At 29.8% G+C, this 26940-nt stretch carries 23 protein-coding genes; 3 read left to right on the forward strand and 20 right to left on the reverse strand.

What is annotated here, in order from left to right; translation table 11 throughout:
- Positions 1–179 precede the first annotated feature (179 nt).
- The 10 genes from CURI_RS09340 to CURI_RS09380 form a co-directional block, all read right to left on the reverse strand.
- The gene (locus CURI_RS09340; protein ID WP_014968009.1) at positions 180–2012 is read right to left on the reverse strand and encodes an ABC transporter ATP-binding protein; all 1833 of its coding nucleotides are present in this window, start codon (positions 2010–2012) and stop codon (positions 180–182) included.
- Positions 2012–3736, reverse strand: a complete 1725-nt coding sequence (locus CURI_RS09345; RefSeq protein ID WP_014968010.1) for an ABC transporter ATP-binding protein — start codon at positions 3734–3736, stop codon at positions 2012–2014. Before CURI_RS09345 ends, CURI_RS09340 begins: the two co-directional genes overlap by 1 nt.
- Positions 3737–3957: 221 nt before the next feature.
- Positions 3958–5133, reverse strand: coding sequence for a hypothetical protein (locus CURI_RS09350; protein WP_014968011.1), 1176 nt, complete (start codon positions 5131–5133; stop codon positions 3958–3960).
- 239 nt (positions 5134–5372) lie between these two features.
- Positions 5373–6338, reverse strand: coding sequence for a hypothetical protein (locus CURI_RS09355; RefSeq protein WP_014968012.1), 966 nt, complete (start codon positions 6336–6338; stop codon positions 5373–5375).
- A 12-nt stretch (positions 6339–6350) separates the two neighbouring features.
- The gene (locus CURI_RS09360) at positions 6351–7451 is read right to left on the reverse strand and encodes a hypothetical protein (protein ID WP_014968013.1); all 1101 of its coding nucleotides are present in this window, start codon (positions 7449–7451) and stop codon (positions 6351–6353) included.
- Between the two features lie 2 nt (positions 7452–7453).
- Entirely contained in the window at positions 7454–7810 is a 357-nt protein-coding gene (locus CURI_RS16155) for an ATP-binding cassette domain-containing protein (protein WP_051003983.1), read from the reverse strand.
- A 32-nt stretch (positions 7811–7842) separates the two neighbouring features.
- Entirely contained in the window at positions 7843–8340 is a 498-nt protein-coding gene (locus CURI_RS16160; protein ID WP_051003984.1) for an ATP-binding cassette domain-containing protein, read from the reverse strand.
- A gap of 4 nt (positions 8341–8344) precedes the next feature.
- The gene (locus CURI_RS16445) at positions 8345–8728 is read right to left on the reverse strand and encodes a GntR family transcriptional regulator (protein WP_014968014.1); all 384 of its coding nucleotides are present in this window, start codon (positions 8726–8728) and stop codon (positions 8345–8347) included.
- A gap of 150 nt (positions 8729–8878) precedes the next feature.
- Positions 8879–9829, reverse strand: a complete 951-nt coding sequence (locus CURI_RS09375) for a ribonuclease Z (RefSeq protein ID WP_051003985.1) — start codon at positions 9827–9829, stop codon at positions 8879–8881.
- Positions 9830–9969: 140 nt separating this feature from the next.
- A complete protein-coding gene (locus CURI_RS09380) occupies positions 9970–11340 on the reverse strand; it encodes an ATP-binding protein (protein WP_014968016.1) in 1371 nt (456 codons plus the stop codon).
- Between the two features lie 190 nt (positions 11341–11530).
- On the opposite strand from CURI_RS09380, the gene CURI_RS09385 reads away from it, so the two are divergent.
- Both CURI_RS09385 and CURI_RS09390 read left to right on the forward strand, forming a co-directional pair.
- Positions 11531–12610, forward strand: a complete 1080-nt coding sequence (locus CURI_RS09385) for a DUF2157 domain-containing protein (protein WP_014968017.1) — start codon at positions 11531–11533, stop codon at positions 12608–12610.
- The gene (locus CURI_RS09390; RefSeq protein ID WP_014968018.1) at positions 12610–13215 is read left to right on the forward strand and encodes a GDYXXLXY domain-containing protein; all 606 of its coding nucleotides are present in this window, start codon (positions 12610–12612) and stop codon (positions 13213–13215) included. The genes CURI_RS09385 and CURI_RS09390 overlap by 1 nt, the downstream gene beginning before the upstream one ends.
- Positions 13216–13363: 148 nt before the next feature.
- On the opposite strand, the gene CURI_RS09395 is transcribed toward CURI_RS09390, so the two are convergent.
- The 3 genes from CURI_RS09395 to CURI_RS09405 form a co-directional block, all read right to left on the reverse strand.
- A complete protein-coding gene (locus CURI_RS09395) occupies positions 13364–13915 on the reverse strand; it encodes an ECF transporter S component (RefSeq protein ID WP_228370411.1) in 552 nt (183 codons plus the stop codon).
- Between the two features lie 114 nt (positions 13916–14029).
- Complete coding sequence (locus tag CURI_RS09400; protein ID WP_014968020.1) at positions 14030–15631, reverse strand: DUF5050 domain-containing protein; 1602 nt, start codon at positions 15629–15631, stop codon at positions 14030–14032.
- A gap of 132 nt (positions 15632–15763) precedes the next feature.
- On the reverse strand, positions 15764–16123 hold the full coding sequence (locus tag CURI_RS09405) for an arsenate reductase family protein (RefSeq protein WP_014968021.1): 360 nt from the start codon (positions 16121–16123) through the stop codon (positions 15764–15766).
- A gap of 215 nt (positions 16124–16338) precedes the next feature.
- Here CURI_RS09405 and CURI_RS09410 point away from each other — a divergent pair, with 215 nt between their 5' ends.
- Positions 16339–17166, forward strand: a complete 828-nt coding sequence (locus CURI_RS09410; protein WP_014968022.1) for an undecaprenyl-diphosphate phosphatase — start codon at positions 16339–16341, stop codon at positions 17164–17166.
- A 169-nt stretch (positions 17167–17335) separates the two neighbouring features.
- On the opposite strand, the gene CURI_RS09415 is transcribed toward CURI_RS09410, so the two are convergent.
- The 7 genes from CURI_RS09415 to CURI_RS09445 form a co-directional block, all read right to left on the reverse strand.
- Positions 17336–18049, reverse strand: coding sequence for a carbonic anhydrase (locus CURI_RS09415; protein ID WP_014968023.1), 714 nt, complete (start codon positions 18047–18049; stop codon positions 17336–17338).
- Positions 18050–18330: 281 nt separating this feature from the next.
- A complete protein-coding gene (locus CURI_RS09420) occupies positions 18331–19542 on the reverse strand; it encodes a bis-aminopropyl spermidine synthase family protein (RefSeq protein ID WP_014968024.1) in 1212 nt (403 codons plus the stop codon).
- A gap of 595 nt (positions 19543–20137) precedes the next feature.
- Positions 20138–20578, reverse strand: coding sequence for an N-acetyltransferase (locus CURI_RS09425; RefSeq protein WP_014968025.1), 441 nt, complete (start codon positions 20576–20578; stop codon positions 20138–20140).
- A gap of 78 nt (positions 20579–20656) precedes the next feature.
- Positions 20657–21961, reverse strand: coding sequence for a DUF4179 domain-containing protein (locus tag CURI_RS09430; protein ID WP_014968026.1), 1305 nt, complete (start codon positions 21959–21961; stop codon positions 20657–20659).
- On the reverse strand, positions 21948–22475 hold the full coding sequence (locus CURI_RS09435) for a sigma-70 family RNA polymerase sigma factor (protein WP_041701738.1): 528 nt from the start codon (positions 22473–22475) through the stop codon (positions 21948–21950). Before CURI_RS09435 ends, CURI_RS09430 begins: the two co-directional genes overlap by 14 nt.
- Positions 22476–22818: 343 nt before the next feature.
- Entirely contained in the window at positions 22819–23232 is a 414-nt protein-coding gene (locus CURI_RS09440) for an EamA family transporter (protein WP_014968028.1), read from the reverse strand.
- A gap of 661 nt (positions 23233–23893) precedes the next feature.
- Positions 23894–26926 (reverse strand): DUF11 domain-containing protein, encoded by a 3033-nt coding sequence (locus tag CURI_RS09445; protein WP_014968029.1) that lies wholly within the window; start codon positions 26924–26926, stop codon positions 23894–23896.
- Positions 26927–26940 lie beyond the last annotated feature (14 nt).

Below are 26940 nucleotides of genomic sequence, written 5' to 3' on the forward strand. Positions count from 1 at the left end.
ATTTATATCAAGTTGTTAGTATGTTTCCTATATTAAACTACTATTATTCAAGTATTATTTACTATTTTAGATCTTATATACTAAAGCACAACTGGACACAATAACAAAATAGATAAAAGCTATGAAATAAGGTGATCTAACCTAAATTTCATAGCTTTTTAATTTTATAAATTATTTTTTTAAACACTAGAACCTGAGAATTGACTATTGTAAAGATCTGCATAAAATCCACCTTTATCTATAAGCTCATTATGATTTCCTTTTTCAATTATGCTACCTTTTTTCATTACAAGAATTAAATCCGCATTACGAATTGTAGATAATCTATGAGCTATAACAAAACTAGTTCTTCCTTCCATCAAATCATCCATAGCTTTTTGTATAAAATACTCAGTTCTTGTGTCAACACTACTTGTAGCTTCATCCAATATCAGCATTTTAGGGTCTGCTAGTATTGCACGGGCAATAGTTAAAAGCTGTTTTTGTCCTTGTGATATATTAGATGCTTCTTCATTTAAGACAGTATCATATCCTTCTGGAAGAGTTCTTATAAAGTGATCCGCATGAGCTGCCTTCGCTGCTTCTATTATTTCTTCTTCAGTAGCCCCATCACAGGCATAAGCTATATTATCTCTTATAGTACCATTAAATAGCCAAGTGTCCTGAAGCACCATTCCAAACATACTTCTTAAATCTCCTCGTTTCAAGTCTCTAATATCAACTCCGTCTATAGTGATTTTTCCACTGTTTATTTCATAAAATCTCATTAATAGATTTATAAGAGTTGTTTTTCCTGCACCAGTTGGTCCAACTATAGCTACTGTTTGACCTTGTTCTACTTTTATATTCATGTCTTTTATAAGAATTTCATCTGATTTATATCCAAAGTCTACATTTTCAAAGTTTATATTACCTTTTGGTTCTTCAATAACTTTTAAGTCCGATGTTTCCTCTATTTCTTCTACTTCATCAAGTAGTTCAAATACACGTTCTGCTGATGCTATAGTTGATTGAAATAAATTAGATATATTAGCAAGCTGATTTATTGGCTGTGTAAACTGCTTAGAGTATTGAATAAAAGCTTGAATATCACCTATCTCAATAGTTTTTTTAGTTACAAATATACCCCCTACAACACAAATAAATACATATCCTATATTATTTATAAAAGTCATTACGGGCATTATTATTCCAGATATGAACTGAGCTTTCCAGCCCGAACTATATAATCTTTCATTTATTTCATTAAATTCATTAATGGATTTTTGTTCATGTCCAAATGCTTTTACTACCACATGTCCTGTGTACATCTCCTCAATATGACCATTTAACTCCCCTAGAGTTTTCTGTTGCTCTTTAAAATAGTTTTGTGATTTTCCTATTATAGGCTTAATAACAAATATGCTTAAAGGTAAAGTCACAATAGAAATAAGTGTCATAACAGGACTTATTGTAAGCATCATAATAATAACCCCTACTATTGTTACTACTGATGTTATCAATTGAGTAATACTTTGTTGTAATGTAGTACTTATATTATCTATATCATTTGTAACACGGCTTAATATTTCCCCATGAGTATGAGAATCAAAAAACTTTAACGGTAGCTTCGAAAGCTTTTCATTAACATCTTTACGCATTTCAAGTACTGTGTTCTGAGCAACTCCAGCCATTACGTACTGCTGAATATAACTAAATAGCGCACTTATAACATATAAGGCTCCTAAGATTATTAATTTATTCAATATATATTCAAAGTCAACTTTTGCTCCAGGTATACCCTCCATCTTCGTTACCATGCCCTCAAAAAGTTTAGTAGTGGCTTTACCCATTACTTTAGGGCTTAATATATTGAATGTTGTGCTCAATATTGCCATAAAAATTACAATTGAAATTTGTAATCTACGATTTTTAAGATAATCAAAAAGTCTCTTAGATGTTCCTTTAAAGTCTTTTGCTTTTTCTACAGGCATTCCTACTTTAGGTCCACGATTCTTTGATCCTTGACTCATTATACCTCCTCCTTTGAAAGCTGTGAGTATACTATTTCTTGATATATACCACAATCTCTTAAAAGTTCCTTATGAGTTCCTATACCTTTAATCTTTCCATCATCTAAAACTATAATTCTATCGGCATCCATAACTGTACTTACCCTTTGAGCAACTACAATCATAGTCGAATTCTTAGTTTCCTTTTTAAGAGCTTTTCGTAACTTAGCATCTGTTTTAAAGTCTAAAGCAGAGAAGCTATCATCAAAGATATATATATCTGGTTTTCTTACAAGTGAACGTGCTATAGAAAGACGTTGTTTTTGTCCACCTGATACATTAGTACCACCTTGTGAAATTAAGGATTTAAATCCATCTTTCATGTTTGCTATAAAGTCACTTGCTTGTGCTACATCAGCAGCATGTTTAATTTCTTCTTCAGTAGCATCTTCCTTACCATATCTGATATTATCCTCTATAGTTCCCGTAAATAAAACAGCCTTTTGCGGAACTAGTCCTATTCTAGATCTAAGATATTTCTGAGATAGGCTTTTAATATTCTTCCCATTTACTAATATCTCCCCACTGTCTATATCATAAAAGCGCATTATAAGATTTATAAGAGCTGATTTTCCTGAACCAGTTCCACCTATAATGGCAGTTACCTCTCCCGGTTTTGTGCTAAATGAGATATTGCTTAAAGCAGGTTTCTCTGCTCCTGGAAAACTAAATATAACATTCTTAAATTCCACATAGCCTCTTTTGCTATCGGTATTTTGAGCATCTGGATTATCTTTTATATCTGAAGTCATATCAAGAACTTCATTTATTCTTATTGCTGAAGCTGAAGCTCTAGGAACAAGAACAAACATCATAGTTGTCATTACTAAAGAAAACATAATTTGCATAGCATATTGTAGAAATGCCATCATATCTCCAACTTTCATACTTCCATTATCTATTCGAATACTACCAAACCATATTATTGCTATAGTTGTAATATTCATAATTAACATTATAGACGGCATCATTCCAGCCATTATTTTGTTAACCCTTATAGCAGTATCTGTGAGATCATGATTTGCATTGTTGAATCTCTTTTTCTCATAATCTATACGGTTAAATGCACGTATAACTCTAATCCCCATAAGATTTTCTCGCAAAACTAAGTTTAAGTTATCAATCTTCACTTGCATAATTTTAAAAAATGGAGCTCCTCTACTTATGATCAAACCTATTACCAACCCTAGTAATGGTATAGCTGCAAGGAAGATAAGTGTTAGTCTGGCATCTTTCGATACAGCCATAATTATACCACCTATACACATCATAGGTGCTCCTATTATTATACGAAGTGTGATTATCACAACCTGTTGGATTTGATTTATGTCGTTTGTAGTTCTTGTAATTAGAGATGAAGTTCCTACTTTATCAATCTCATTAAGGGAGAAGCCCTCAACTTTAGAAAAGATTTCCTTCCTTAAGATCGTAGAAAATCCTACTCCAATTCTTGAAGATAATAGGTTAGCTACTACTGTGCATATAGTACCACCTAAAGCTACTAATAGCATGAATCTTCCAATCTTTAGAATATATTGTGTATCACCCTTAACTATACCTGTATTAACGATGTCTGACATAAGCGTAGGTAAGTATAGTTCTGAAAGGGATTGAAAAAACACTAAAATAAATACCACAGCTATAGGAATTCTGTAGGACTTTAAAAACCTAAATAGCTTAATCATTAATAATCATCTCCTTAAAGCAAAAACAATTTAGTTAGTTGTCTAATCATTTTATGATTTTACCACTAAATTTTATATCAGTCAATGTTTTAATTGTCCACTTTTTATTAAAATTTTATACGATTTCTAGCCAAATAATATTAATTTTATAAATAAAAAAGAAAGCTACTATGATCTTATAGCAACTTTCTTTTTCACATTTTAATTTTTCTCTATATTTCTTACTCTTCTATTGTATCTAGTTCCATTAATTTCTCAATGCTTATACTATTTTGCTCATTTGTTTGAGGTATTTCTATGTTAAGTTTTTCATTTATGCTTTTTATATTCGTTTTATAGTTAACTCCTAGTTTTACTATACCTGCTGTTGGTGCTTCATTGTTCTCATCTGAAGCAAAAGCTTTTTCTATTTCAGCTATATTAATACTTAAGTCTATTGAACCAGCTTCATAAACTATATATCCATCTTTATTAATACCGTAATCGATAACTATACCTTTATCTCCAATTACTTTTACTTTATCAAAGTTATCCATAAACTTATTGAATTCTGCTTTGAATTTTGGAAGATTTTCTTGTAGTGTTTTTAACTCTTTATCAATTTCTTCTTGTGCTAATACGTTCTCTGGATCTGTAACTTCCATTGCACTAGAAACTAGATTTATATACTCTTTGACAAATTCAATAGTTTCTTTGTTATCTAGAGAATAGTTTACTGAACTTCTTACAAGTTTTTTAAATGATGCATCATCAAGTTTAACTTGATACATAGATAGATCTTTACCATTAACAGTACTATTTCCTTTAGATTCTACTAGTTTAAATCCTGGATCGAAATTTTTAACATAATTTTTTAAGAACTCATTAAGCTTAGGTCCCATATCTTTACTAAGATTCATCATCTTACTAAAATCTACTGGTGTTTCACCCTGGCTAAGTAATTTTTCAACATCATACACTATGTATTGTTTATCCGCATTTTCTGGTCCGAAAGATGACATTAGCATTGATGGCATTTTTATAACTTCTACTAACTTAGGTTTATCTCCAGAAACATCTGAGTCAACCCATATTTGCATGTCTGACTTCACGCCACCTATATCAAATCCTAAGTCTATTTGACCTTTTGCTATTGTTTGATCTTTGTTTTGAGTTACTTTTTGATTTACGTTGAATTTAGAATTATTTATACTATTTTTCACCATTTCAAAAGCTTGTTGATCTTCTTGTGAAAGGCCTTCTGCTTCTATTGTAAATGAAATATCTGTACTACTTTCCATAGAAGTAATATCTTGAGATTTTTCAAATGCATTGTATAACTTTAGTTCTTCACTAGTACAACCTGTAAATGCTATTGCTAAAACTAATACTAATGAAATAATTGATAATCTTTTCATTCTCTTCCCCTCCATTTTTTTATGTACTTTGTATAATTATATACCACGTGGGACATATTGTAAACATAGTATTCTAAAATAGGAAGAAAGTAATTACTTTCTTCCTATTCTTATCAACTTTTTATTAAACTTAAAGATACTTATTCAGTTTACTTTTTATAAAAATGTATCTAAATTATAGCTATATGTCTTATAGATAATTAAATAGTACTTAATACTTCCTTTACAAATAGAGTTTACTATTTATTGTTCTTCTCTATAGTTACTTCTATCATATGCTGCTTAGATTCAGTATATCTATCTACTTTTTCTATGTTACGATATTTATATTCTAATCCATCTGTAGATATTTTTTTATTACCTTTAACGTTTTGATTTATATTACTTGTTATATCTTCTAGTACTTTAAAGTCTTTAGTATTAAACCTTAAAATACTTCCGATGTTTTTAAGTGGAGTTATATCCTTACCTTCCACGTCGATGCTCTTTTCTTTTATTATAGATACTCTTACTTTTTCTATTTCTTTGTCTTTCGTAAATATCTCATAACTTACTTGTGGTGGTGTTTTTTTTAATACATCCTTTTGATCATGCAAATAGATTACATTACTTATTTTTATAAGATTTTGGTACTTTCCTAGTTTTATGTCTTGTAATAAGAAATCTTTTGCTTTTATGCTATTTATTAAATTAAGGTATTCTTTATCTTTTATATCTTTTGTGTATATTTTTATACTTATATTATTTCCTATATTTTCGTTTTCATCATAGTACATTCTATTAATGTTATCATTGTCAATGTATACTGATACTCGCCCAATAATAGCCGTTTGAACACCTTCTTTGCCTATATCAATCTCAGCATGGCTATCTATATAATTTCTAAGTCCTTTAGCAATAGTTTCATCTAATATATCTACTACTTTATTAAAGTATTCTTTTTCTTCCTTGCTTGAATAATTTCTAGCCACTATCTCATGTGTATATTCATTTTTATCTATAGTTTCAGCACCTAGGTTATTAATTTTTGTTATTACTTCATTTACTTCCTCTGGAGTATAAAGAATATTTTTTTGTTTATTTACTATTTCTTCAACTTGTTTATGGTCTATTTCTTCAATATCTTTGATAGTTAGTATCCCATTTGTAGATGTACATCCTGTTAGAATTATGGTGCTTAATACCATTAGACCTAACCTTTTCATATCTAATCCCTCCTATCTTACGCCTATATTTGAAATCTTACGACTTATTATAAATCCTATAGATCCAGTAATAATCATAAGTATATGTTGTGTTATAAAGTTTACATCAGTGAAATTATCAAAGAATATCTTTAACAGGGTTCCTCCAAGAAGTGCAGAACAAACAGTTACTCCTATTATAAATATTTTTTTAGCCCCTTTAAATGTAATCATTGTATCTGAATCTTCAATTCTGCTTTTCTTAGTTAAAAAATATGCTAAAAGCACACTAGCTAATGCAACGATAGCACATATAGCAATTTTTATTAGTATTCCTTCAAATACATATACATATGCCGTTCCCTGATACTTTTCTAAATCTGTAATTAGTGGGGCTACTTGAGAATATCTAGCATTTATGTGATATATCCAAGGCTGTATATATTCTAGTATTTTATAACTTGCTCCTAGACTCTTAAAAATATAATTTCCATATATATATTCTACCGAGAACAATATAAACATAGGTGATAACCAAGACAGTATTCCTATTACTATTCCACCAATTGTATTCATTACTAGATACTGAACCATGAATAAAAACGTATAAGTTGCAGTTACTATTGAGTAAACGAGTATTAACAGAGTAAATACATTTGTTGTGCTATCTAATTTTATAAAAATATCTGGTACTATACTTATGTTTTTACTATCATTTATCCATTCCATGTTATTTGTTCTTATAGCTAAAACCCCTATTACTAAAATTATAAAAGGTAAAGTATAGCTCATTATTCCTGATATTATCTTTGTTAAGTAATATTCACGACTACTTATTGGTAATGATTTTAAAAATCTTCCTACTTCTAAGCTTTTGCTGTCTTTAAACTGCATAACTATCATTAGTACAATACCTATTCCAAAAGGTATAGATATTACTTCGTTTATTCCTCTTAAAATGTCTATTATTATATTACCATCGACAGATGTACCATACTTTAACATCGATATATAAGAATATCTTATTCCTAAATTAAACATGACTATATAACCTATTGAAACTAAAGTAAAGTAAATTAGCATCCACTTCATAGTTCTCCATTCATGTTTAACTAATGCTTTATTTATTTTCATAACTAAGCCCCTCTTTCTGCTCTAGCTTTACTTGTATATATAAATATTTCTTCTAGTGTTATACCTACAGGCTCTATTATTATAGCTCCTCTTTCCTTAAGTTTATCCTCAAACTGTTTGCTAAACTTATTAGTTACTATATAGTAAACACTTCCAATATTCTCAATACTTATAACACCTCTAAGTGTATGTATATCTTCCGGTAACTTATCCTTAAATACAACTTGAAGTTTTTTAATATTTTGCTTTAAACTATCTACAGAAGACTGATATGTTACCTTTCCATGATTTATTATACTTACATCATCACATATTTTTTCTAACTCACTAAGGTGATGCGAACTAATAACTACGGTCATCTCCTTTTCGTGAACTTCCTCTATTAAAATATCTAGTATATCTTTTTTACTATAGCATCTAAGCCTGATGTTGGTTCATCTAGTACTAGCACTTTCGGATGAATTGCTAAGTTTAGCATTAGAGAGAGTCTCATCTGCATACCCTTTGATAATTGCTTTACTTTTTTATTTACATCCAGGTTAAGTTTTTTATTGTAATTATCAAAACTTTCTTTAGAAAAAGTAGGGTATATATAGCTGAAAAATTCTATTAATTCTTTTATTCTATAGCCTGTAAAAAATTGATTTCTATCTGCTACATATCCTATATCTTTTTTAACATCATTGTTATCATATATAGTTTTTCCATCTATAAGTATTTCACCTTCATCTACTGTGTATATTCCTACTAGTGATTGGATTAAAGTAGTTTTACCTGCTCCATTTTCACCTATGAGTCCATGTATCGTTCCTTTTTTTATATCTATAGAGATGTCATCTAGTGCCTTAAAGTTTTCAAAACTTTTATGGACATTTCTTATCTTAATCACAATATTAGTCCTCCTTTTTAATTTCTTTATAAATATTTTCTATTTCCTCTATAATTTTATTTTTATCAAATCCCATATGGCTTAGCTCAATACAAATGTCTTTTAACTTTTCCATTGTTTTTTTCAACCTCTCAACATCTATTTCACTACTCTTAATTTCACACATAAAAGTACCTCTACCCCTTATTGTTTCTATTACTTTTTGTCTTTCAAGTTCTTGATAGGCCTTACTAACTGTATTAGGATTTACAGTAAGTATCCCCGCTAGCTCCCTTATAGAGGGCAACTTATCATTTGTTTTTAAAATGCCTTTTACAGAAAGTTCTTTTATATTATCTATTATCTGTTCATAGATGGGCTTATCACCTCTTGTATCTATAGAAAACATATTCTACCTCCTTTCTACCTTCATAGTTAAATTTACTAAAATATTTTTACTACATGTATTAACTGTATTATACATAGTAGTACACAGTGTGTCAAGTGTATTATTTAATATAGTACACTTTTTTTATAATAAAACGACCAACTTGAACAATTATATTCCAAGTTGGTCGCTTATAAGTGTAACTTTTCTATCTTTAAAATTCACATTATAAATATCCCTATCATAAGATACTTTAGAATTTTTAAATATTTTAATTGCATTATCTATATACTCTTCTGGACATCCCATTGCTGGACTAAAGTGAGTTAAAACTAATTCTTTTACATTAGCACTTTTAGCAAGCTTAGCACTTTCACTAAAAGTCATGTGCTTATTTTTAATAGCTTTTTCTATATCTGCATCATCACCATAATTACCTTCACATATGAATAAGTCACTATCTTTTATAAAGTCCACAATGTTTTCTATAGGTCGTGTGTCAGTTATATAGCTAATTTTAATTCCTTCCCGTTCTTCACCGAGTACCATATCTGGAGTGTAAATTTTACCCTCGTACTCAACTTCATTTCCATCCTGAAGCTTATTCCAAAGTATTTTAGGAACGTCATTTTCAAAAGCCTTTTCTTTTTGAAATTTCGGACTTCTCTTTATATAAAAATTATATCCTATACATGGAGTTGAATGATCTAGTTCTAGCGTAGATACTTCTATAGTCCCCTTAGAATCTAGTAATTTTATAGGTTCCTGAGGACTTTCTATTATATTTATTTCATAAGGTAAGTTTGGTGCTACGACTCTGAGTCCATTTACTATTTCAGTTATTCCTTCTGGTCCTATTATAGTAATTGGATCTGTCCTGCCACTATTACCTATAGTTGCCAATAGGCCTGGTAGCCCTACTGTATGATCTCCATGTTCATGAGTTATACATATGGTATCAACAGTCTTTAATCCCCATCCCAACATCTTCATAGATACCTGTGTTCCTTCACCACAGTCTATAAGTATTTTTCTTCCTTGATACCTAATTAATGCAGAAGCTAAATACCTATTTGGCATGGGCATTCCTCCACCAGTGCCTAATATACATATATCAAGCATTTATATCACCTTTTTTTAATATATTCATATTAATAGTATATGTTAATGTTGATGTTAAAGTAACCCTTAATGTCCAACATTAACATATAATTTGTTCTAATTTACACATTCATATATTCATGTTAATGGTTAACCTTATATTATTTATTCATTCCAATTTGTCCTTCAAGCCAGTCTACAAATTGTCTAGCTGTTCTTGCAGATCTACCATTATGTCTTTTCTCCCACTTTAAAGCTTCCCTGTGCAACTCTTCTTTATCTATTTTTAAGCTTCTATTTTCTACTATTCCCTCTACAATTTCTAAGTATTCATTTTGACTAGGTGCTGAGAATACTACTGTGATTCCAAATCTATCTGCAAGAGAAAGTTTTTCTTGAATAGAGTCTGAAGCATGTACTTCTTCATATCTATTTCCAGACTGTAAACCTTGTCTTTCATGAAAATATTCTTTAACTAAGTGGCGACGATTCGATGTGGCATATATTAACACATTTTTAGGTTTACTTTCTAAACTTCCTTCTAAAACCGCCTTAAGAGATGCATATCCTACTTCTCCATCTTCGAAAGTTAAATCGTCTATAAATATAATAAATTTATGTGGTTTACCTTTTAAAAGTCTTATTACATCTGGAAAATCCGCAAGATACTCTTTTGGTATTTCTATAATTCTTAATCCTTTATCATAGTACTCGTTTAAAAGCGCTTTAACTGTAGATGATTTACCAGTACCCCTATCACCATAAAGAAGCATATTGTTTGCAGGAAAAGAGTTTATGAACTGTAGTGTGTTCTCAACTATAATTTCACGCTCCAACTCATATCCTATTAAATCAGATAATATTATTGGATCTGGATTGTCTATTCCTCTTAATGAACTTGAATTTGATAAGCGTTCCCAAGTAAATGCTCTAAACTTAGAAAACATTCCACAACCATATTTCTTATAAAATTCACTAAGTTCTTTAAAGCAATTACTCCACTGATCACTTTTAGCAAAAGTATTTCTTATACTTTTTAAATGTTCACTACAATTGTCATAATTATGGTTGCTACCTACTTGCCATTCTGGAAGGTTTTTTATTACTTTAGTTTCAAATTCACTTTCATTAAAATGCTCTATAGCATATGACTTTATAACTCTAGAATTAACTTCTCCTGCTAACATAAGGTGATCTAAGTCACTTTTAACTGCATTTTCTATGAATACTTTAGATTGAGATAAGTCCTTACTCTCTATTCTAAGTGAGAAGGGGTTTTCATCAAATATTATTTTATCTATTATATAATCTTTTAATGACAATATAGGTTTAGAACCTAATTCGAAGAAAAAGTCATTATACTTATTTACGAATTCCCCTAAATCCATTTTGGCACTATTTAAACATTCCAGAAGCTCAGACAACTTTTTGATTACTTCATCATTAAGTAAATTTCTATAAATAGAGATATTATCTAGTATCAATTTTAATTTTGTTACCTCATAACTTCTAGATAAGTACATACCGTTCATAAAAAACACCCCTTGTATTAATTTAAATTATTTTTAAAATTATATCATATAAACTTGATATTATCACTTGTTCTTGGGTACTTATTATTCATATAATTCGAGTTATTAAAATTTCACTAGTATAGTATGTGGATAAGTTTAGTTATTGATTATATAATTTATTTGGAATTTTTAAAAAGGAGGTAATTTTATGGATAAGAGACTAGTAAGTAGACACCTTTTCAAAACTATAAGCAATGAATTAGATTTTTTTCAATCTAAAGGCATAATTAGTTCTTCTCAAAAATCATCCATGCTTTCTAATTATGAGTTGAAAGAAAAACACAATTTTATCCGTATTGTTCTTATAGTTGGTGCAATTTTACTAGGAGCTGGTATATTAAGTTTTATAGCTAGTAATTGGATTTATTTATCTAAATTATACAAGTTTCTATTAATAATTTTTTCAATTATAGGAGTAAACTTTATAGGGTATAGGCTTGAAATAAGTCTTCCTAAGACATCAAGAACTCTGTACTATATTGGAGTGATTTCATATGGTGCTGGAATATTTCTTGTAGGACAAACCTTCAATCTTGGAGGATCATTCCATAGTGCATTTTTATTGTGGTCTTTAGGTATAGTTGCAATTGGATTGTATTTAAAGGATATTATAATATTAACTTTTTCAAGTTTCTTAATGCTTATATATTCAAACATGTATTATTTCAGTCAAGGAGAAACCTTACCTACTATTGCAATAATTATATTGCCTGTATTCTACTATACTCTTAAAGAAACTAACTTTAGCAAGTTATATACTTTCTTTATAAATTTATTAAGTATTAATATAGTTACACTAGTATTATTGAGATTTATAGGCAATTTTAAAAATGGTAGCTTGTATATATTACTTATAATGTTTTCTTTAGGAATTATAATGGTATTTTTACCTATAAAAAAAGATTTAAGATATATTACCAAACTTCAAGGTCATTTAGTCCATTGGATTTCAGGCTTTATCCTAACATTTTCGAGCTTATGGGGAGTATTCTCTCACACTAGTGCAAATATATTCTGGGGAATATTCTACTTTATCTTTGCATTATTTCTAATGAATAGAGGAAGTCTTTTTAGTATTGCTATAGTCTGCTCCTTAATTCTAAGATTTTACATTGATATATCATATGACTTTCTTCCAAAGTCATTGGTATTTATGATAGGAGGACTAATACTTATAATATTTGGCTTCTATTTTGAAAGGCAGAGGAAGAAAGGAGAGAAAATCTAATGGAAGATAAAAGATTATTAAAAAGAATAATTGTTTTTTCTATACCTATATTAATACTATTAAGTATGACTATTTCTCCCTTGCTTACAATATCACGTGGAGTAGATATAAAGCTAGAAACAAAGCCAGTTGATCCAAGAGATTTGTTTAGAGGTGACTATGTCGTTCTCTCTTATAAAATAGAAGATATTGAGTTAGATAAAGTCAGTAATGAAGTCAAAGATTATTTTAAAGATAACGAGCAAACGTATAGTACTCTTGCATTTGCTTTATTAGAAAAAAGTTTAGACGGATATTACGTTATTAAAAATATCTCTCTTAAGAAGCCTGATTCAGGAATTTATTTAAAAGGAACTTTAAGTAAATATACTACTTTTGAAGAATCTTCAGAAGAAGAAGCTCCTGTAAGCGGACTTAATAGTGATTTCCCTGAAAATAAAGGGGAATATGTAGATGTATATACTATGAAGTATAATCTTGATAAATACTTTGTTCCAGAAAATACAGGTAAAAAGTTAGAGCAAGACGGACTTAAAGGAGATTTAATTGCAACAGTAAGGGTTTATAATGGGAACTCTCTTCTTAGGAATGTTTCTATAAAATAGTTTGAAAATATAAATAACCTCATTACTATTAGTGATCCGCTAGTAGTGATGAGGTTATTTTCTTAATATGAAGGTTGAACATTTCTTGATTTACTGAAAATATTTATTATACAAAACCCCTTTATTTTGTAGAGTTCTATAATTATTTTTAAATTTGATCCATTATCTTTGTTTTCTTTATTGCTTCTACCAGCATTAGTGCCGCTGGTAAACCAACTATTATTTGTGCTAAATTTCCTGATATAGATTCTATCGGCATAACCCAATTATTGAATGTTAGTGCTTCACCTACATAGTACCCAACAATCATCCAAGCTCCACCTAATACCATAGCGATTATATTTCTTACAAAGCTGGTCCCCTGTTTTCCATCCTTGCAAGCAATATATCCTACTATAAATCCCATGATAGCTCGAGTTATTACAGTGGTTGGTGTCCATATTATATATGGTGAAAATAAATCAAACATTCCCATGCCCACTGCTCCTGCTATAGCTCCTTTTCTAGCACCTAGTAATATCGCTAATATATATAGCATCCCTGTTCCTAAGTGTATAAGTCCACCTTTAGTAAGAGTAGGTATTTCAACTCCTATAATAGCAGTTGAAACATATACAAGACCTATAGCAAGTGATGTTAGTATCAAGTCTTTGGTTTTTGTTTGCACATTTGCTTTGCTTGTATTCATAGCTCCACTCATATGTACCCCTCCATTCATTATTTATTATGTTATAGTCATTATACTATACATTCTATTGGGATACAATATGTTTTTTTATTATTATGAATGGGTACAATTTTTATTAACTAAAAACTACTTTATTACTTTTATAGATTTATCTTCCGCTAAAACTATTATTATTTTACCATCATGAACAAAAGTATTTGAGATTTTATCTGTGATCGCTAAATTCAGGTTTCCGTCACTATCAAGTACTTTAATCCCATAATCTTCTTCATCTGAAAGTTTGCATATTATTTTATTATTTGAAACTTGAACATTCTGTATTGACTCTTTTAGTACAAGTGTATCCTCTTTAGATACTTCTGATTTATATAAATTGTATTTATCATAATCTTTAAAAGTAGTGTAATATACATTACCATTAATTTCATCGTACCATGCATTAATATCTGATATTTTATTATCGGATATTCTTTTTTCATTTGTTCCATCTAAACTTGAAGAGTATAGATATTCATCTTCATCTTTTACATAATAAATTTTGTTGTTTCTTATTTTAAAATTCTTAACTTCAAAGTTTGTAATCTTTGTCATTTCATTTGTATCTAAATTTATTTTGTAAATCCTATTTAGTTCGCCTTTTTCCATTGGATAATATGATGTTAACACATACGCTTCATTATTAATTATTGTAGTAGAATTATCATAGCTAGAAATCATGCCACCATCTTCTGTTTTTGTATACCAACCATATATGAAACTAGGATCTCCTATTCTTTTTCCATTGTCATAGTCTTCACCTTTTGGTATAAGTAAAAGATTATTAGGTCCTAGTGGTACAAATTGATTTATTCCCAATGTTCCATTTAATGTATCTTTAAAATCTAAGTATCCTGAATGTTTTTCTATAATTTTACCATCTTCACTTATTTTCAAATATACATCGGAACCCATACTTGCTCCTCCAACACGATAGTATGCCCAGAGTTGATTATCTCTCAATTGGAATCCTAAATAATTGTTAAAACCATATAATGTGCTAAATTCATATGAATGTACTAATTCTTTATTTGATAAATCATTTTCCGATGCTCTATATATTTTATTTGTATTGCCAACTGTCTCTACAAAATAATAGTAGCCTTTAAATAGAGCAACTCCATTTTGACCCGCATATTCAGGAAGATTTACTGTTTTTACCTGTGGATTACTTGACTTTATATTAAGTCCTTTAGATTTATCCCACTCATAACCCCATCCAAATTCATCATGTGCAAATCTCCATGTAAGAGGAAAATATGTTACATCTTTAAAGCTTAAAATTGGATATTCCTCTTTAGAATTGTCTACTATTTTTCCGTTTACGCTAACTTTAAAATTAGGAATTTTTGCATTGTAATTATTTGAGTTTCTATTGTTTGTTTTATATGGAGCATAAGATGATGTAACCTTTTCTTGAGAAATTTTAAGTCCATCTTTTTCAGTCCATTCAGTTTTTAGGCCTAAAAGTCTACAGTCATACCATGTCATTGGGACATATGTTATATCTTTATAAACTAAAAGTGGATAATTTCTATATTGATTATCCACTTTATTGTCATTTAAATTAACTGTAAAGCTTGGCAGTGTAACTTTTACAGTCTGATCTTTAGCTAGGCTCTCTTTTGAAAAAATCGCAGTACTTAAACATATGGTAAGAAGAGACGTAGCTAAAATCGCTTTCTTATTCATATAATTTCCTCCTTTATTTGTTAATTACCATAATTCTATCATATATATTAATAGTTAATAAGCTGGAAATTATACTGTAATTTAATTTTAATATAATTGAAATAAACTGATGATTACTTAAAATATCTTTTACTAAATATTTTTAAGCTCCTCCCAGTCTACCTCTTTGAACCCTACCAACACTCTCTCTTCACCTACTATAATAGGTCTTTTTACTAGCATTCCATCTGTTGAAAGTAATTGTATTTGCTCTTTTTCAGACATTTCAGATAATTTATCTTTTAGTCCCATTTCTCTATATTTAATTCCACTAGTATTGAAAAATCTTTTTATAGGTAGTCCACTTTTTTCAATCCACTTAGATAATTCTTCTACTGTTGGATTTTCTTCTACTATATGTCTTGAATCATAGCTTATATTATTTTCATTAAGCCACTTTTTAGCCTTCTTACAAGTACTACACTTTGGATATTGTAAAAATAAATATTTCATTATATCTCTCCTTCTGTTTTTTTATTTTATACCCATTTCACTGATAATTACTAGTAATGAGTGAATTTATAATGATAAAATAAGATTTACTGAATATATAGTATATAAGAGGATTATAAATAAAACTATCGTAAAAATATATTTATAGTGATATACTTATTTATGTGCTTGAAAATTATATGATAAATAATTAAATGTTTTGGAGGTAGTAAATTATGATTTTTATCGAACTATTGAAAGCAGTATTCTTAGGAGTTGTTGAAGGAATTACTGAATGGCTTCCTATCAGTAGTACTGGTCATATGATTTTAGTTGAAAAATTTATACAATTAAATGCTTCAGCTGCTTTTAAGGAAATGTTTTTTGTGGTTATCCAGCTAGGAGCTATATTAGCTGTTGTTCTATTATATTTTCATAAATTGAATCCTTTTTCCCCTAGTAAGTCCAGCAAAGAGAAGCAAGATACTATGTCAATTTGGTATAAAGTTATTGTCGGAATTATTCCAGCAGGAGTATTTGGTTTCTTATTTGATGATTGGTTAAATGAGCATTTATATAACTATAAAACTGTTTCTATAATGTTAATTGTTTACGGTATTTTGTTTATCATCATTGAAAATCGTAATAAAGGTCGTGGCGGTAATATTAGAAGTTTTAGTGATCTAAGCTATAGAACAGCTTTCTTGATTGGAATGTTTCAAGTTCTAGCTTTAATTCCAGGTACGTCACGTTCAGGTGCAACTATTCTTGGTGCAATTTTATTAGGCACTTCGCGTTACATAGCTGCAGAATATTCTTTCTTTTTATCTATACCAATAATGTTTGGTGCTAGCGGTGTAAAGCTACTTAAATTCGGACTTAGCTTCACTAGTATGGAAATAGCTATTTTAGTTACAGGTATGGTTGTAGCTTTCATTGTTTCTGTTGTAGCTATAAAATTCTTAATGAGTTACATTAAAAATAATGACTTTAAAGCGTTTGGTTGGTATCGTATTATTTTAGGTATTTTAGTTATTGCATATTTTGCGTTTTGGGGAAACTAAGATAATATGTGTTAAATAAAAGAACTATAATATATAAGTTATATTATAGTTCTTTTTTATTTCTCTATATTTAAGTACTATATCGTTATAAATGATATAAGGTATATCTATTATGTATTATTAATTCACTCTATAATTATGTTATTCTTATCTAAGTTCTATATTAGATTTACTCAAATACTACTTCTCCAGTTTCAATATGATATTTTGCTCCAATAACTTGAACTTTATTTTCTTTTATTAAGTTTTCTATAACAGGTTCTCTTTTTATCTCATTTACCGTGTTTTCTATATTCTTATCTTCTACTTCTGCATATATCTTATCTTTTGATGCATTGTTATCTATGCCTTCTAAAGAAATATTTATTTTTTCAATTATTCCCTGTATATTTTCAGAAGCTTGAGCCTTGTTGACAGTAGCCTCTACAGCACCACATTTTTCATGACCTAGTACAACTATTAGTGGCGCACCTAATTGTTCTACACCATATTCAACACTACCCATTGTTATTTTGTCTATGACGTTTCCAGCATCTCTAATAACAAATAAATCTCCTAGCCCTTGATCGAATATTATTTCAGGATTTACCCTACTATCACTACAACCAACTATTACTGCTAGTGGTTTTTGTCCCATACTTAACTTCTTTAGATTTTCTTTACTTAAGTCCTTGTTCAATATCTCTCCACTAATGAATCTTTTGTTACCTTCTAACAGCAGTTTTTTTGCATCCTCTGGATTTGTAACATCTGGTCTTGTGTAGACTTGTTTGACTTGCTGGTTAACTTCGACAGATGCCTGTTTTTGTTCCCCATCACATCCTGTTAGTGTTAGTGTTAAGATTCCAGCTGATAAAATCATTCCTAAAGCTTTAGCTTTCATAAAATACCCCCTCTAGTTTATATTTAAATATTGGAAATTAACATCAAATTACATGATACCATGTTTGATAAGAAATTTCTATTATTTTGTATAATTATTTAGAATTTTGATAATTAATTAGTTTTTCTAAAGCCTTTACAGTATTTTTCTTCTATTAACTTATTTTATTTGATAGAATTAGAGGTTTTATTAAAAAAGCTACTGAAGTATCTCACTGATACTTAGTAGCTTAGTTAAATATTTAGATTGATTATGTGTAGTAAAACTACAATGAAAACTTTTTAATTTTTTACTTTTTCAATAATTTTAAATATTTTACCGTTGCAATTACTACAACCTTTTTCTTTCAGTTCTTCTATTGTTTTGACTTTTTTTGAATTACCAACCTCAATTATTTTATTACATTCTTTACATTTATAATATCTAACTGTTATTTTAAATTCTCCTGTATAAATCATCCCTTCATAAGAACTATTTATTGATGATTTTGTTCTACTAGTAGTTTTAAGAATAATCATTTGACCTGTGCTCCCAATTATTCCAGCACTCTCATAACTATTAAATGTAGTAAATACTTCTGAGACTGTAAGTCCCATATTTAAAAAACACTTTTGCATATCAAACTCAAAGTCTGGTGACTTATTTGCGTATGAAAGGAAAATTGGAATACCATTCTCTCGCTTTAAAGCTTCAACTCCCCTTGATATAAATAAGTTCATTCCTTGAAGCGTATAAGGAGGATCAGTAAAGAAACAATCAAATATTCCTCTAAATTTATTTGATATAGGCTTCCTAAAGTCTATATGCTCACATTTGATAGGAAGATTCTCTTTTTCAGATAATGCCTCAATATAAGAAAGAACTCTTTGATCAATATCCATTACCAAAATTATAGTTCTAGAGTACTGTATATTAGAAAAAAGCTTTTTTAATAAAAATCCTATAGCTATACTTACTAAATCATCATCTCCCACACATAGTATCTTCTTTCCTATTAATACTGAATTCTTAAGCGCTAATAGTGCTCTCTTTATGGAAGTGTCTACAGTACACTTCGATTGATCTATAGTGACATCAGCTTGAGGGCGATTAATAAATATCTCATTTAATTCTTCTTTTAATTCTATGATTTCTTCGTGCTCTTTCCATGGCTCTGATATTAGCCTGATATATAGTTCTTTATTTACTCCTTTAAATCCTAAGTCATTTTCTATAAAACATCTACCTTTTATTGTAAGTCTTACCCCTCTGTCCTGAACTAGTAATCCAAGTTTAATAAACTCTCTTTTAATAGCTGCGACCACAGGAGTTGGAAGTAGATTGTTTTTTGCTAGTTCTTTAGTAGATATACCCTCTCTAAAATAAACATTTATTAAAATTTTCTCTATAACTTGACTTCCATCTTCTATTCTGACATTTTCACTTACCTTTTGTACATAATTACATAATAATTCCTTATTGTTTTTTATTTTAGCTTTATTTTTTTTATTCAATTTTACATTCCCCCATATTTTTAATTATAGATATTAATATTAATTCACTAATTAGAATTTGTACTAATCAGCTGTGTAAGTTAAAAATATGGATATAAATACAAAAAGGACATAGTAACACAAAGTCACTACATCCCCCTAATTTTTTAGTGTCTGCCTAAACTATTCTTTAAGAAAATACATATCTATGATTATAGAAATTTCAAATCTTATAAATAATAGATTAATTACAACTTAGATAGAAAACCTAAGTTTAAATACAATCTATAAAAGAGCGAATAATATAGAATATCTAGTTTAAGACATAAAAATACCATGCAAAAGCACGGTATTTTATCATATATCACAAGGTTATGTGTTATCCGTGTTCTTAACTTACTCTTAAAAAACTCGTCAATAAATAAACCTAAACTACTAGGTTAAAAGTTTTTTAAGAAACAACTATTTAGCTGATTAGTTAAGAACTACCTCACTCATAAAACACACTCCCGATATTATTTTTGAATTTTGTTGTTATGTTCAGCTCTGATTATAACATATATAATATAGAATGTAAATATATGCTTATTTTATTAATACAGAATATACATGAATGTTATTTTAGGCTAGAAGCTTTTTCCCATACCATTCTATATTCCACTTCTCCAGTATCTGAGCTAGTTTGTTCTTTTGTAATAGTAAATCCATTTTTATTATAAAAATTGATTGCTTTCGTGTTTTTACTATATACATCTAAGCTTAAAGTACTATAATGACTCTTCGCTTCTTCTAAAAGCATTTGTCCAATGCCTTTTCCTTGATATTCTTTTGCAACAAATAATCCTGCAATGTATTGATTATCACTTATTCCAATAAATCCTTTTATTTTATCCATAGATTTATAGACTAAAATATCTGCTTGGGGCAACATTTCTTTAACTATATCATAGTTTTTATTCCAGTATTCTTCATTAATAAATTTATGAGCATTAATGTTTGTCTCCAACCAAATTTTCATTACTTTCTCTAAGTCATCTATCTCTAGTTTCGTAATCATTTTCTATCACCCACCATAATTATAGTATTTTTGTATACTGACTAAACCCTTGTGAAAAGTTACTCTAAATAAGAAAAATTACTTTATCGGAATTTCAATGATTTTATCATATATTTCTGTGTAAGTCATCTTTTCTATACTCAATTGATGATTATCTCCGGTTTTCGAAAAACGTAGTGTTCTACTATGAAGTGTTTTTCCATCTTCTGATTTTTTAATATTACTTCCGATAGTTTCTCTAAGACTTACTCTTTCTCCATCTACTATAAGTCCCACCTGGGTAAGTATAACATCTTCTGTTGTAGTAATGCTAACATATGTGCTTCCTTCTAATTCATATATATTATCTATTGTTATATTCCTCTCTAGGACTTCAATTTTTTGGGCTTCAGAACCCTTCTTAATATTAAACTTTTTATTAACATCTCTATCTACAGAAAAGCTTTCCACATATGCTTGAACTGATTTTAATTTCTCTGGCAAAGCATCATATTCGCTATAAAATTTAATCCCATTAGTGTCTGTGGTAATGCTAACACCTTGACTTTCTAACTCCTGTCCGTTACCTCTTAAATTTATATTTATATGATTTGGACGTAATCTCTCTCCTAATATGTGATCCTTAGCTAATTCAATAATATTTTGTATAGATCCATATAGTACAGTTTTTGTAGGCGATGCTACTATTGAGTCTAGATGAATTTTTGTATTATTAGACTTTAAAGTTTCATTAATATTCTGCTTTAATGTATAGCCCATTGCCTTATCTTTATCTATGGTAAAACTAATATTACCTACTTCCGTTGTGTCATCATATGCTAATTGTATGTTTAAATCTAATGTCTTATCAAATAGATATGGTCTCTCAAAACTATATATCCATTTTATTTCTGTTTTTTCATCATTTATTTTCCCTTGTCCACTGTTACCTTTATATTCCTTATTAGCTCCTTTAATAGTTATATGAATATTACTATCTTTATCAATTTGCCCACTTGGATCTCTTAGTGTATAAAAAACTAATAGCTGATTTTCGTCTACCATTATTCCATCTAATGTTAGACTTAATCCATTCTTGAAGGTATAGCTTTTTCCAATAGTCTGACCTTTTCCCAATTCATTTAGTCCCTTTAAAGTACCATTCATAATTTGGTCATATCCCAGAAGTTTTTTCCCATAATATGCAATAGCATTAAAGTTATATCCTATAAGTAAAAATATAATACAAGCGACTGCGACTCTGATTTTCCAACTCCTTCTTTTTGGCTTAGCTAAAGAGATTTTATTTAAAGCACTATATAATCTTGTCTCTAATTCTTCAGGGACTTCAATTCTATCTATATCTAATTTATTTTTGTTCAACATTTTCTCAATTTCTTTCATATTTATCACCCCTTAGACTTTCTTCTAATTTTTTAAGCCCTATATGAAGACGAGACTTTACTGTTCCAGGAGGTATCTTTAAAATATCTGATATAGCTTTATAGTCTAAATCTAAAAAATATCTAAGTCTAATAATTTCTTGATGCTTATCAGTAAGTTTTAACAAATGCTCTTCTATTACAATTTGTTCTTCTTTCTCCTTTAAGTGAACTTCACAAACTTCTTTTTCAATGATATTTTCATTAACAAATTTACTTTTATCCCTTAAAATCTTTTTACAGCAATTTACCAAAATAGTTTTGCTCCAACTATAAAATGCGTCTCGATTTTTTAATTGCTGTATATTTTCGTATAGTATTGTAATCATATCCGACATAGCATCTAAAGAATCTTCTTTGTTTTTCATATATACAAAGGCTAATTTGTAGTATTCCTCTTTTTGAGCCATAATTAACTTTACCAGTGCATCTTTATCTCCCTTCTTTGCTTTTTTAACTAGTACCTCTATATCCACTTTAACACCTTCCTTCATATATAAGAGTATAATACTATGTAAAAAGTTCATTTTAATTTATTTTTTATAGTTTTTATATTAGATTTATACAAAGTCTTTGAAATAAAAAAGAATCCTATTATAAGGATTCTCATAAGAGTGGTCTAATTATCGTTCTTTAAAGTGAATTTTTAAGGCTCTCATATATCTTTTTATATATTGTTAAATATATTTTAGAAAATATAAGTATATATGTATTTATTCTTTATCCAATTGTATATTTACATATTAACTTTTTCTCTACTTATTACATTAAGTCAATAAATCTTCAAAGAAATATTTCTTTGATATATATTTAGTACCATTATAATATCATTACAAAAGTACCAGCTGTAATCAATGTTCCACCTATAATAGCCTTAGTTGTTATAGGTTCCTTTAAAATAATAAATGCTAATACTATTGTAAGCACAATACTGAACTTGTCAATAGGAACAACTTTTGATACCTGTCCTATTTGTATTGCTTTAAAATAAAAAAGCCATGATAGACCTGTGGCAAGTCCGGATAACACTAGAAAGATCATACTTTTTTGAGATATGTCTTTTATCCCAGTTTGTGAACCAGTAATAAAAACCATACCCCATGCAACAATTAATATTACTATAGTTCTAATTGCAGTAGCAAGATTTGAGTTAACATTTTCAATACCTATCTTAGCTAGAACTGAAGTCAGAGCTGCAAAAACAGCTGAAAGAATAGCGTACAAAAACCACATAAGAACTTCTCCTTTCCAATATGTAATGATTATTATTATCATCATTATAGCATATTTAACTCTCCAGTACTATTAATAAGCACTTTTACATGGTTTAATTAACAAAATTAAAATCTTAAATTTTTACTATCAAAAGTTACACTAGGATTACCTAGTGTAACTTCACTTTGTGGTTTGTTGTACTAGTTAACTTTTTACATTGAATTTACTAATTTAACACATAATACGGATCTTTCTTATCCTCTTTAAGTGAGGGATGTATAACATCAATTTAGCGAATACTCGATGTATTTGCTAAGTTATTCTATGATAGTCCTAAGAATAACTAAAAGCTGAATATATGGAGTTGGTGCAGGAAATGTTCTACATCGTAAATATTCAAGCACTCGTTAAAGCTGACATAGCGAAAACCAAGCATATATGTCAGTTACAAAAGTTCTTGTACTGTATTTCGAGGTTAGTGCTACCTTTAGAGCCTAGATAAACCTGCTACGTTGGTAGTATTAATTAGGAAACCGCACTTCTATAAACGGCTGTAGTTCACGATTACTAAATTATTGATAAATCCATTGCTTTAAATTCTTCTAAAGTTAACTGGTGCAACATATTAATTTTTGCACAATGTACTCAAATAATTATACTTTTGTCAAGAGTTTTGCAACTATTCATGATAATTAACTTTGTAACTATGGTTAACTTTAGGCTTATAACTACAGTTACAGTTACACTTCGGCTTGCAACTACAATTAGGCTTAACTTCTGTAATAATAGTTGATATGTTATTATTTAGATTTGGATCAGGAGTTATTGAAGTTACTCTTGCAGTATTGATTATAATCTCTGTAGCTAATGGACTTATTCTTGCCCTGATTAAAATAATTCTTGAAGTTCCAGCTGCCAAATTCCCTATATTATAGGAATTCGTCCATGAATTCCAGGTTACTCCTCCATCTATTGAAAATTGTGCTTCTGTAAGACTAGATGGTATAGTATCTATTAAATTAACATCTTGCGCATCTGATGGTCCTGCATTTGATATTGCAATTGTATAAACTATTATTCCACATAATGTTACTACACATGGATTTGCTCTCTTTACAACAGAAATATCTGCCGATGCACTTACTTCTGTAGTTACTGTCGATCTGTTATTATCTGGATCAGGATCCGGTGTTGTTGATGTTACCTCTGCAGTATTAGTTATGCTTCCTGTTGCTGGTGCAGATACTATACCTCTTATTAAGATAGTTCTTTCATCACCATTTGCTAATGTTCCTATGCTATAACTACCAAGCCACATGTTCCAGGTTAATCCTCCATCTATTGAGAATTCTGCCCCTGTAATACTAGATGGAATAATATCTGTTAAATTAACATTCTGGGCATCTGATGGTCCTGCATTTGAGACTCTAATTCTATATGCTAGAATTCCACCTGCAACTACCGGACTTGTTACTACTATCTTTTCAACTGAGATATCTGCTGACGTCGATCCACTTATTTCTGTAACTACTGTCGATGTGTTGTTATTAGGATTTGGATCTGGTGTTGTTGATGTTACTTCCGCAGTATTAGTTATCGTTCCTGTTGCTGATGCAGATACTATTCCTCTTATTAAGATAGTTCTTTCATCACCATTTACAAGTGTTCCTATGTTATAGTTTCCTGTCCATGCATTCCAAGTTACCCCTCCATCTATTGAGAATTCTGTCCCTGTAATAATAGATGGAATACTATCTGTTAAAACAACATTTTGGGCATCTGATGGTCCTGCATTTAAGACTCTAATTCTGTATACTATCATTTCTCCTGCAGCTACTGGATTCGTTACTGCTGTCTTTTCAACTGAGATATCTGCTGATTGATTAACTTCTGTAGTTATCGTTGATGTGTTATTACCTGGATCTGGATCTGGCGTTGTTGATGTCACTTCTGCAGTATTAGTTATCGTTCCCGTTGTCAATGGAGATACTGTTCCTCTTATTAAAATAGTTCTCACTTCACCATTTACTAGTGTTCCTACATTATAGCTTCCTGTCCATGGATTCCAAGTTACCCCTCCATCTATTGAAAATTCTGCCCCTATAATATTAGATGGAATAACATCTGTTAAAACAACATTTTGAGCATCTGATGGTCCTGCATTTGATATATTAATTGTATAAGTTATCAACTCTCCTGGATTTACTGGATTTGGAGTTGCTGTTTTTACAACTGCGACATCTGCCGATGCAACTACATTAAGTGGAACAGTATTAGAATTTACAGTATACATACCTTCTATTCCACCTGATACAGGTGTATAAGAATAGTTTATTGTTGCTGTATTGAGTGTTGGATTAGGAACTGGAACACTTTGAACTTCTGCATCAAAAGTTATTGTAGCAGTAGTTCCTCCTGGAATATCTGGAATTGTAAATCCTATATTAGGGTCTGCAACTATACTCGATGCCCCATTAATAGTTACACTTCCCGGTAAAAAAGATAATCCATTTGGTACTAAATCTTGAAAAAACACATTTGTCAGAGGACTAGTACAGGTATTTTCTAACGTTACTGTATAAGTTACCACTTCTCCTACATTTGCAACAGGTGTACTAATAGTTTTTACAGGCATAAATTGTGGAACTTGAACTTCTCTTAACGATATATCATCTATAGCATAATCATTTCCAATAGCAGCTGGACCTTGGCTTAAAAATTCAACAGTAAGACTCGTGTTATTTTGTGAGTTAATTACGGTACCTATTTCCTTCCATTCTGGAGCATTCGTATTAACAGGAATTTGCTCTCCTAGTGTGGCACTATATATGATATTACCATCTTGATCAAGTATTCGTACCCCTAGCTGAGGTTCTGCATATCCTGTAACTTTAAATAAATTTAAAATCCAAGAAGTAAATAGATAATTCGTATTTGGCTGTACTGATACGGTATCTGTAAAGAAAACAGCACCAGGATTAAAACCATTTACTACCATCATTCTTCCTGTTTCATTACCCGTAGTATGATCTGCAATACGCCACCAAGCACCCAAATTATTACTAAATGCATTATTCATAATGTTTTGTACTGTATATTCACCATCATCAGGTGTATACGTGCTCGGATCTGGAAGTACATATGTGAAGTCTGGTGTTACGCCTGGATAAGGCTCTACTGGTGCGCCAGTATTGGCGGGAGTACCAGCTGGAAAGAAACCAAACGTTCCATTATTAGCAGCATTTATAAGATTTACATCTGAAACCGTTACACATGGATCCAGTATGTTTTCTATAGGTGTATATATAACTGGACCATCAAGAAAGTTTTGGTCTACTAGATCCGCTCCGGATACAGTTACCAAAATTGTATCTGGAGTTATTGAGTCTAAGTTAGTTGAGCCTGTTGGAGGATTTGTTGCAAAACTTATTGGTGGATCTTCACCTACTGGAATAGGTCCAACTACTGCCGTACTGAAATCCCCTGGTGTTGGAACTCCTCCAGTCGTACCATAGGATTCTACAATTCTATAATCCCCATTTGGCACATTTATAAATGAATAGTTTCCATTTGCATCTGTAAGAACCACAAGTCTTACATTTGTCGCTACATTCTGTAATACAACAGGTACATTAGCCAGACCTGAATCTCCACCATCGATAGTAGCACTTCTGTCCCTATCAAAGACTACACGTCCTGATATACTTGCCATATAACCACTTCCCT

The organism is Gottschalkia acidurici 9a, assembly GCF_000299355.1.
Lineage (GTDB): Bacteria > Bacillota > Clostridia > Tissierellales > Gottschalkiaceae > Gottschalkia > Gottschalkia acidurici.

What these genes read in the sequence shown, in the direction of transcription:
- CURI_RS09400 (WP_014968020.1), bottom strand. Translation starts at nt 15,631, where the DNA reads ATGAATAAGAAAGCGATTTTAGCTACGTCTCTTCTTACCATATGTTTA.
- CURI_RS16445 (WP_014968014.1), bottom strand. Translation starts at nt 8,728, where the DNA reads ATGTTTTCTATAGATACAAGAGGTGATAAGCCCATCTATGAACAGATA.
- CURI_RS09395 (WP_228370411.1), bottom strand. Translation starts at nt 13,915, where the DNA reads ATGAGTGGAGCTATGAATACAAGCAAAGCAAATGTGCAAACAAAAACC.
- CURI_RS09440 (WP_014968028.1), bottom strand. Translation starts at nt 23,232, where the DNA reads ATGTGGTTTTTGTACGCTATTCTTTCAGCTGTTTTTGCAGCTCTGACT.
- CURI_RS09340 (WP_014968009.1), bottom strand. Translation starts at nt 2,012, where the DNA reads ATGAGTCAAGGATCAAAGAATCGTGGACCTAAAGTAGGAATGCCTGTA.
- CURI_RS09410 (WP_014968022.1), top strand. Translation starts at nt 16,339, where the DNA reads ATGATTTTTATCGAACTATTGAAAGCAGTATTCTTAGGAGTTGTTGAA.
- CURI_RS16155 (WP_051003983.1), bottom strand. Translation starts at nt 7,810, where the DNA reads ATGACCGTAGTTATTAGTTCGCATCACCTTAGTGAGTTAGAAAAAATA.
- CURI_RS09390 (WP_014968018.1), top strand. Translation starts at nt 12,610, where the DNA reads ATGGAAGATAAAAGATTATTAAAAAGAATAATTGTTTTTTCTATACCT.
- CURI_RS09430 (WP_014968026.1), bottom strand. Translation starts at nt 21,961, where the DNA reads ATGAAAGAAATTGAGAAAATGTTGAACAAAAATAAATTAGATATAGAT.
- CURI_RS09345 (WP_014968010.1), bottom strand. Translation starts at nt 3,736, where the DNA reads ATGATTAAGCTATTTAGGTTTTTAAAGTCCTACAGAATTCCTATAGCT.
- CURI_RS09385 (WP_014968017.1), top strand. Translation starts at nt 11,531, where the DNA reads ATGGATAAGAGACTAGTAAGTAGACACCTTTTCAAAACTATAAGCAAT.
- CURI_RS09355 (WP_014968012.1), bottom strand. Translation starts at nt 6,338, where the DNA reads ATGAAAAGGTTAGGTCTAATGGTATTAAGCACCATAATTCTAACAGGA.
- CURI_RS09405 (WP_014968021.1), bottom strand. Translation starts at nt 16,123, where the DNA reads ATGAAATATTTATTTTTACAATATCCAAAGTGTAGTACTTGTAAGAAG.
- CURI_RS09445 (WP_014968029.1), bottom strand. Translation starts at nt 26,926, where the DNA reads ATGGCAAGTATATCAGGACGTGTAGTCTTTGATAGGGACAGAAGTGCT.
- CURI_RS09425 (WP_014968025.1), bottom strand. Translation starts at nt 20,578, where the DNA reads ATGATTACGAAACTAGAGATAGATGACTTAGAGAAAGTAATGAAAATT.
- CURI_RS09350 (WP_014968011.1), bottom strand. Translation starts at nt 5,133, where the DNA reads ATGAAAAGATTATCAATTATTTCATTAGTATTAGTTTTAGCAATAGCA.
- CURI_RS09415 (WP_014968023.1), bottom strand. Translation starts at nt 18,049, where the DNA reads ATGAAAGCTAAAGCTTTAGGAATGATTTTATCAGCTGGAATCTTAACA.
- CURI_RS09375 (WP_051003985.1), bottom strand. Translation starts at nt 9,829, where the DNA reads ATGCTTGATATATGTATATTAGGCACTGGTGGAGGAATGCCCATGCCA.
- CURI_RS09360 (WP_014968013.1), bottom strand. Translation starts at nt 7,451, where the DNA reads ATGAAAATAAATAAAGCATTAGTTAAACATGAATGGAGAACTATGAAG.
- CURI_RS09380 (WP_014968016.1), bottom strand. Translation starts at nt 11,340, where the DNA reads ATGAACGGTATGTACTTATCTAGAAGTTATGAGGTAACAAAATTAAAA.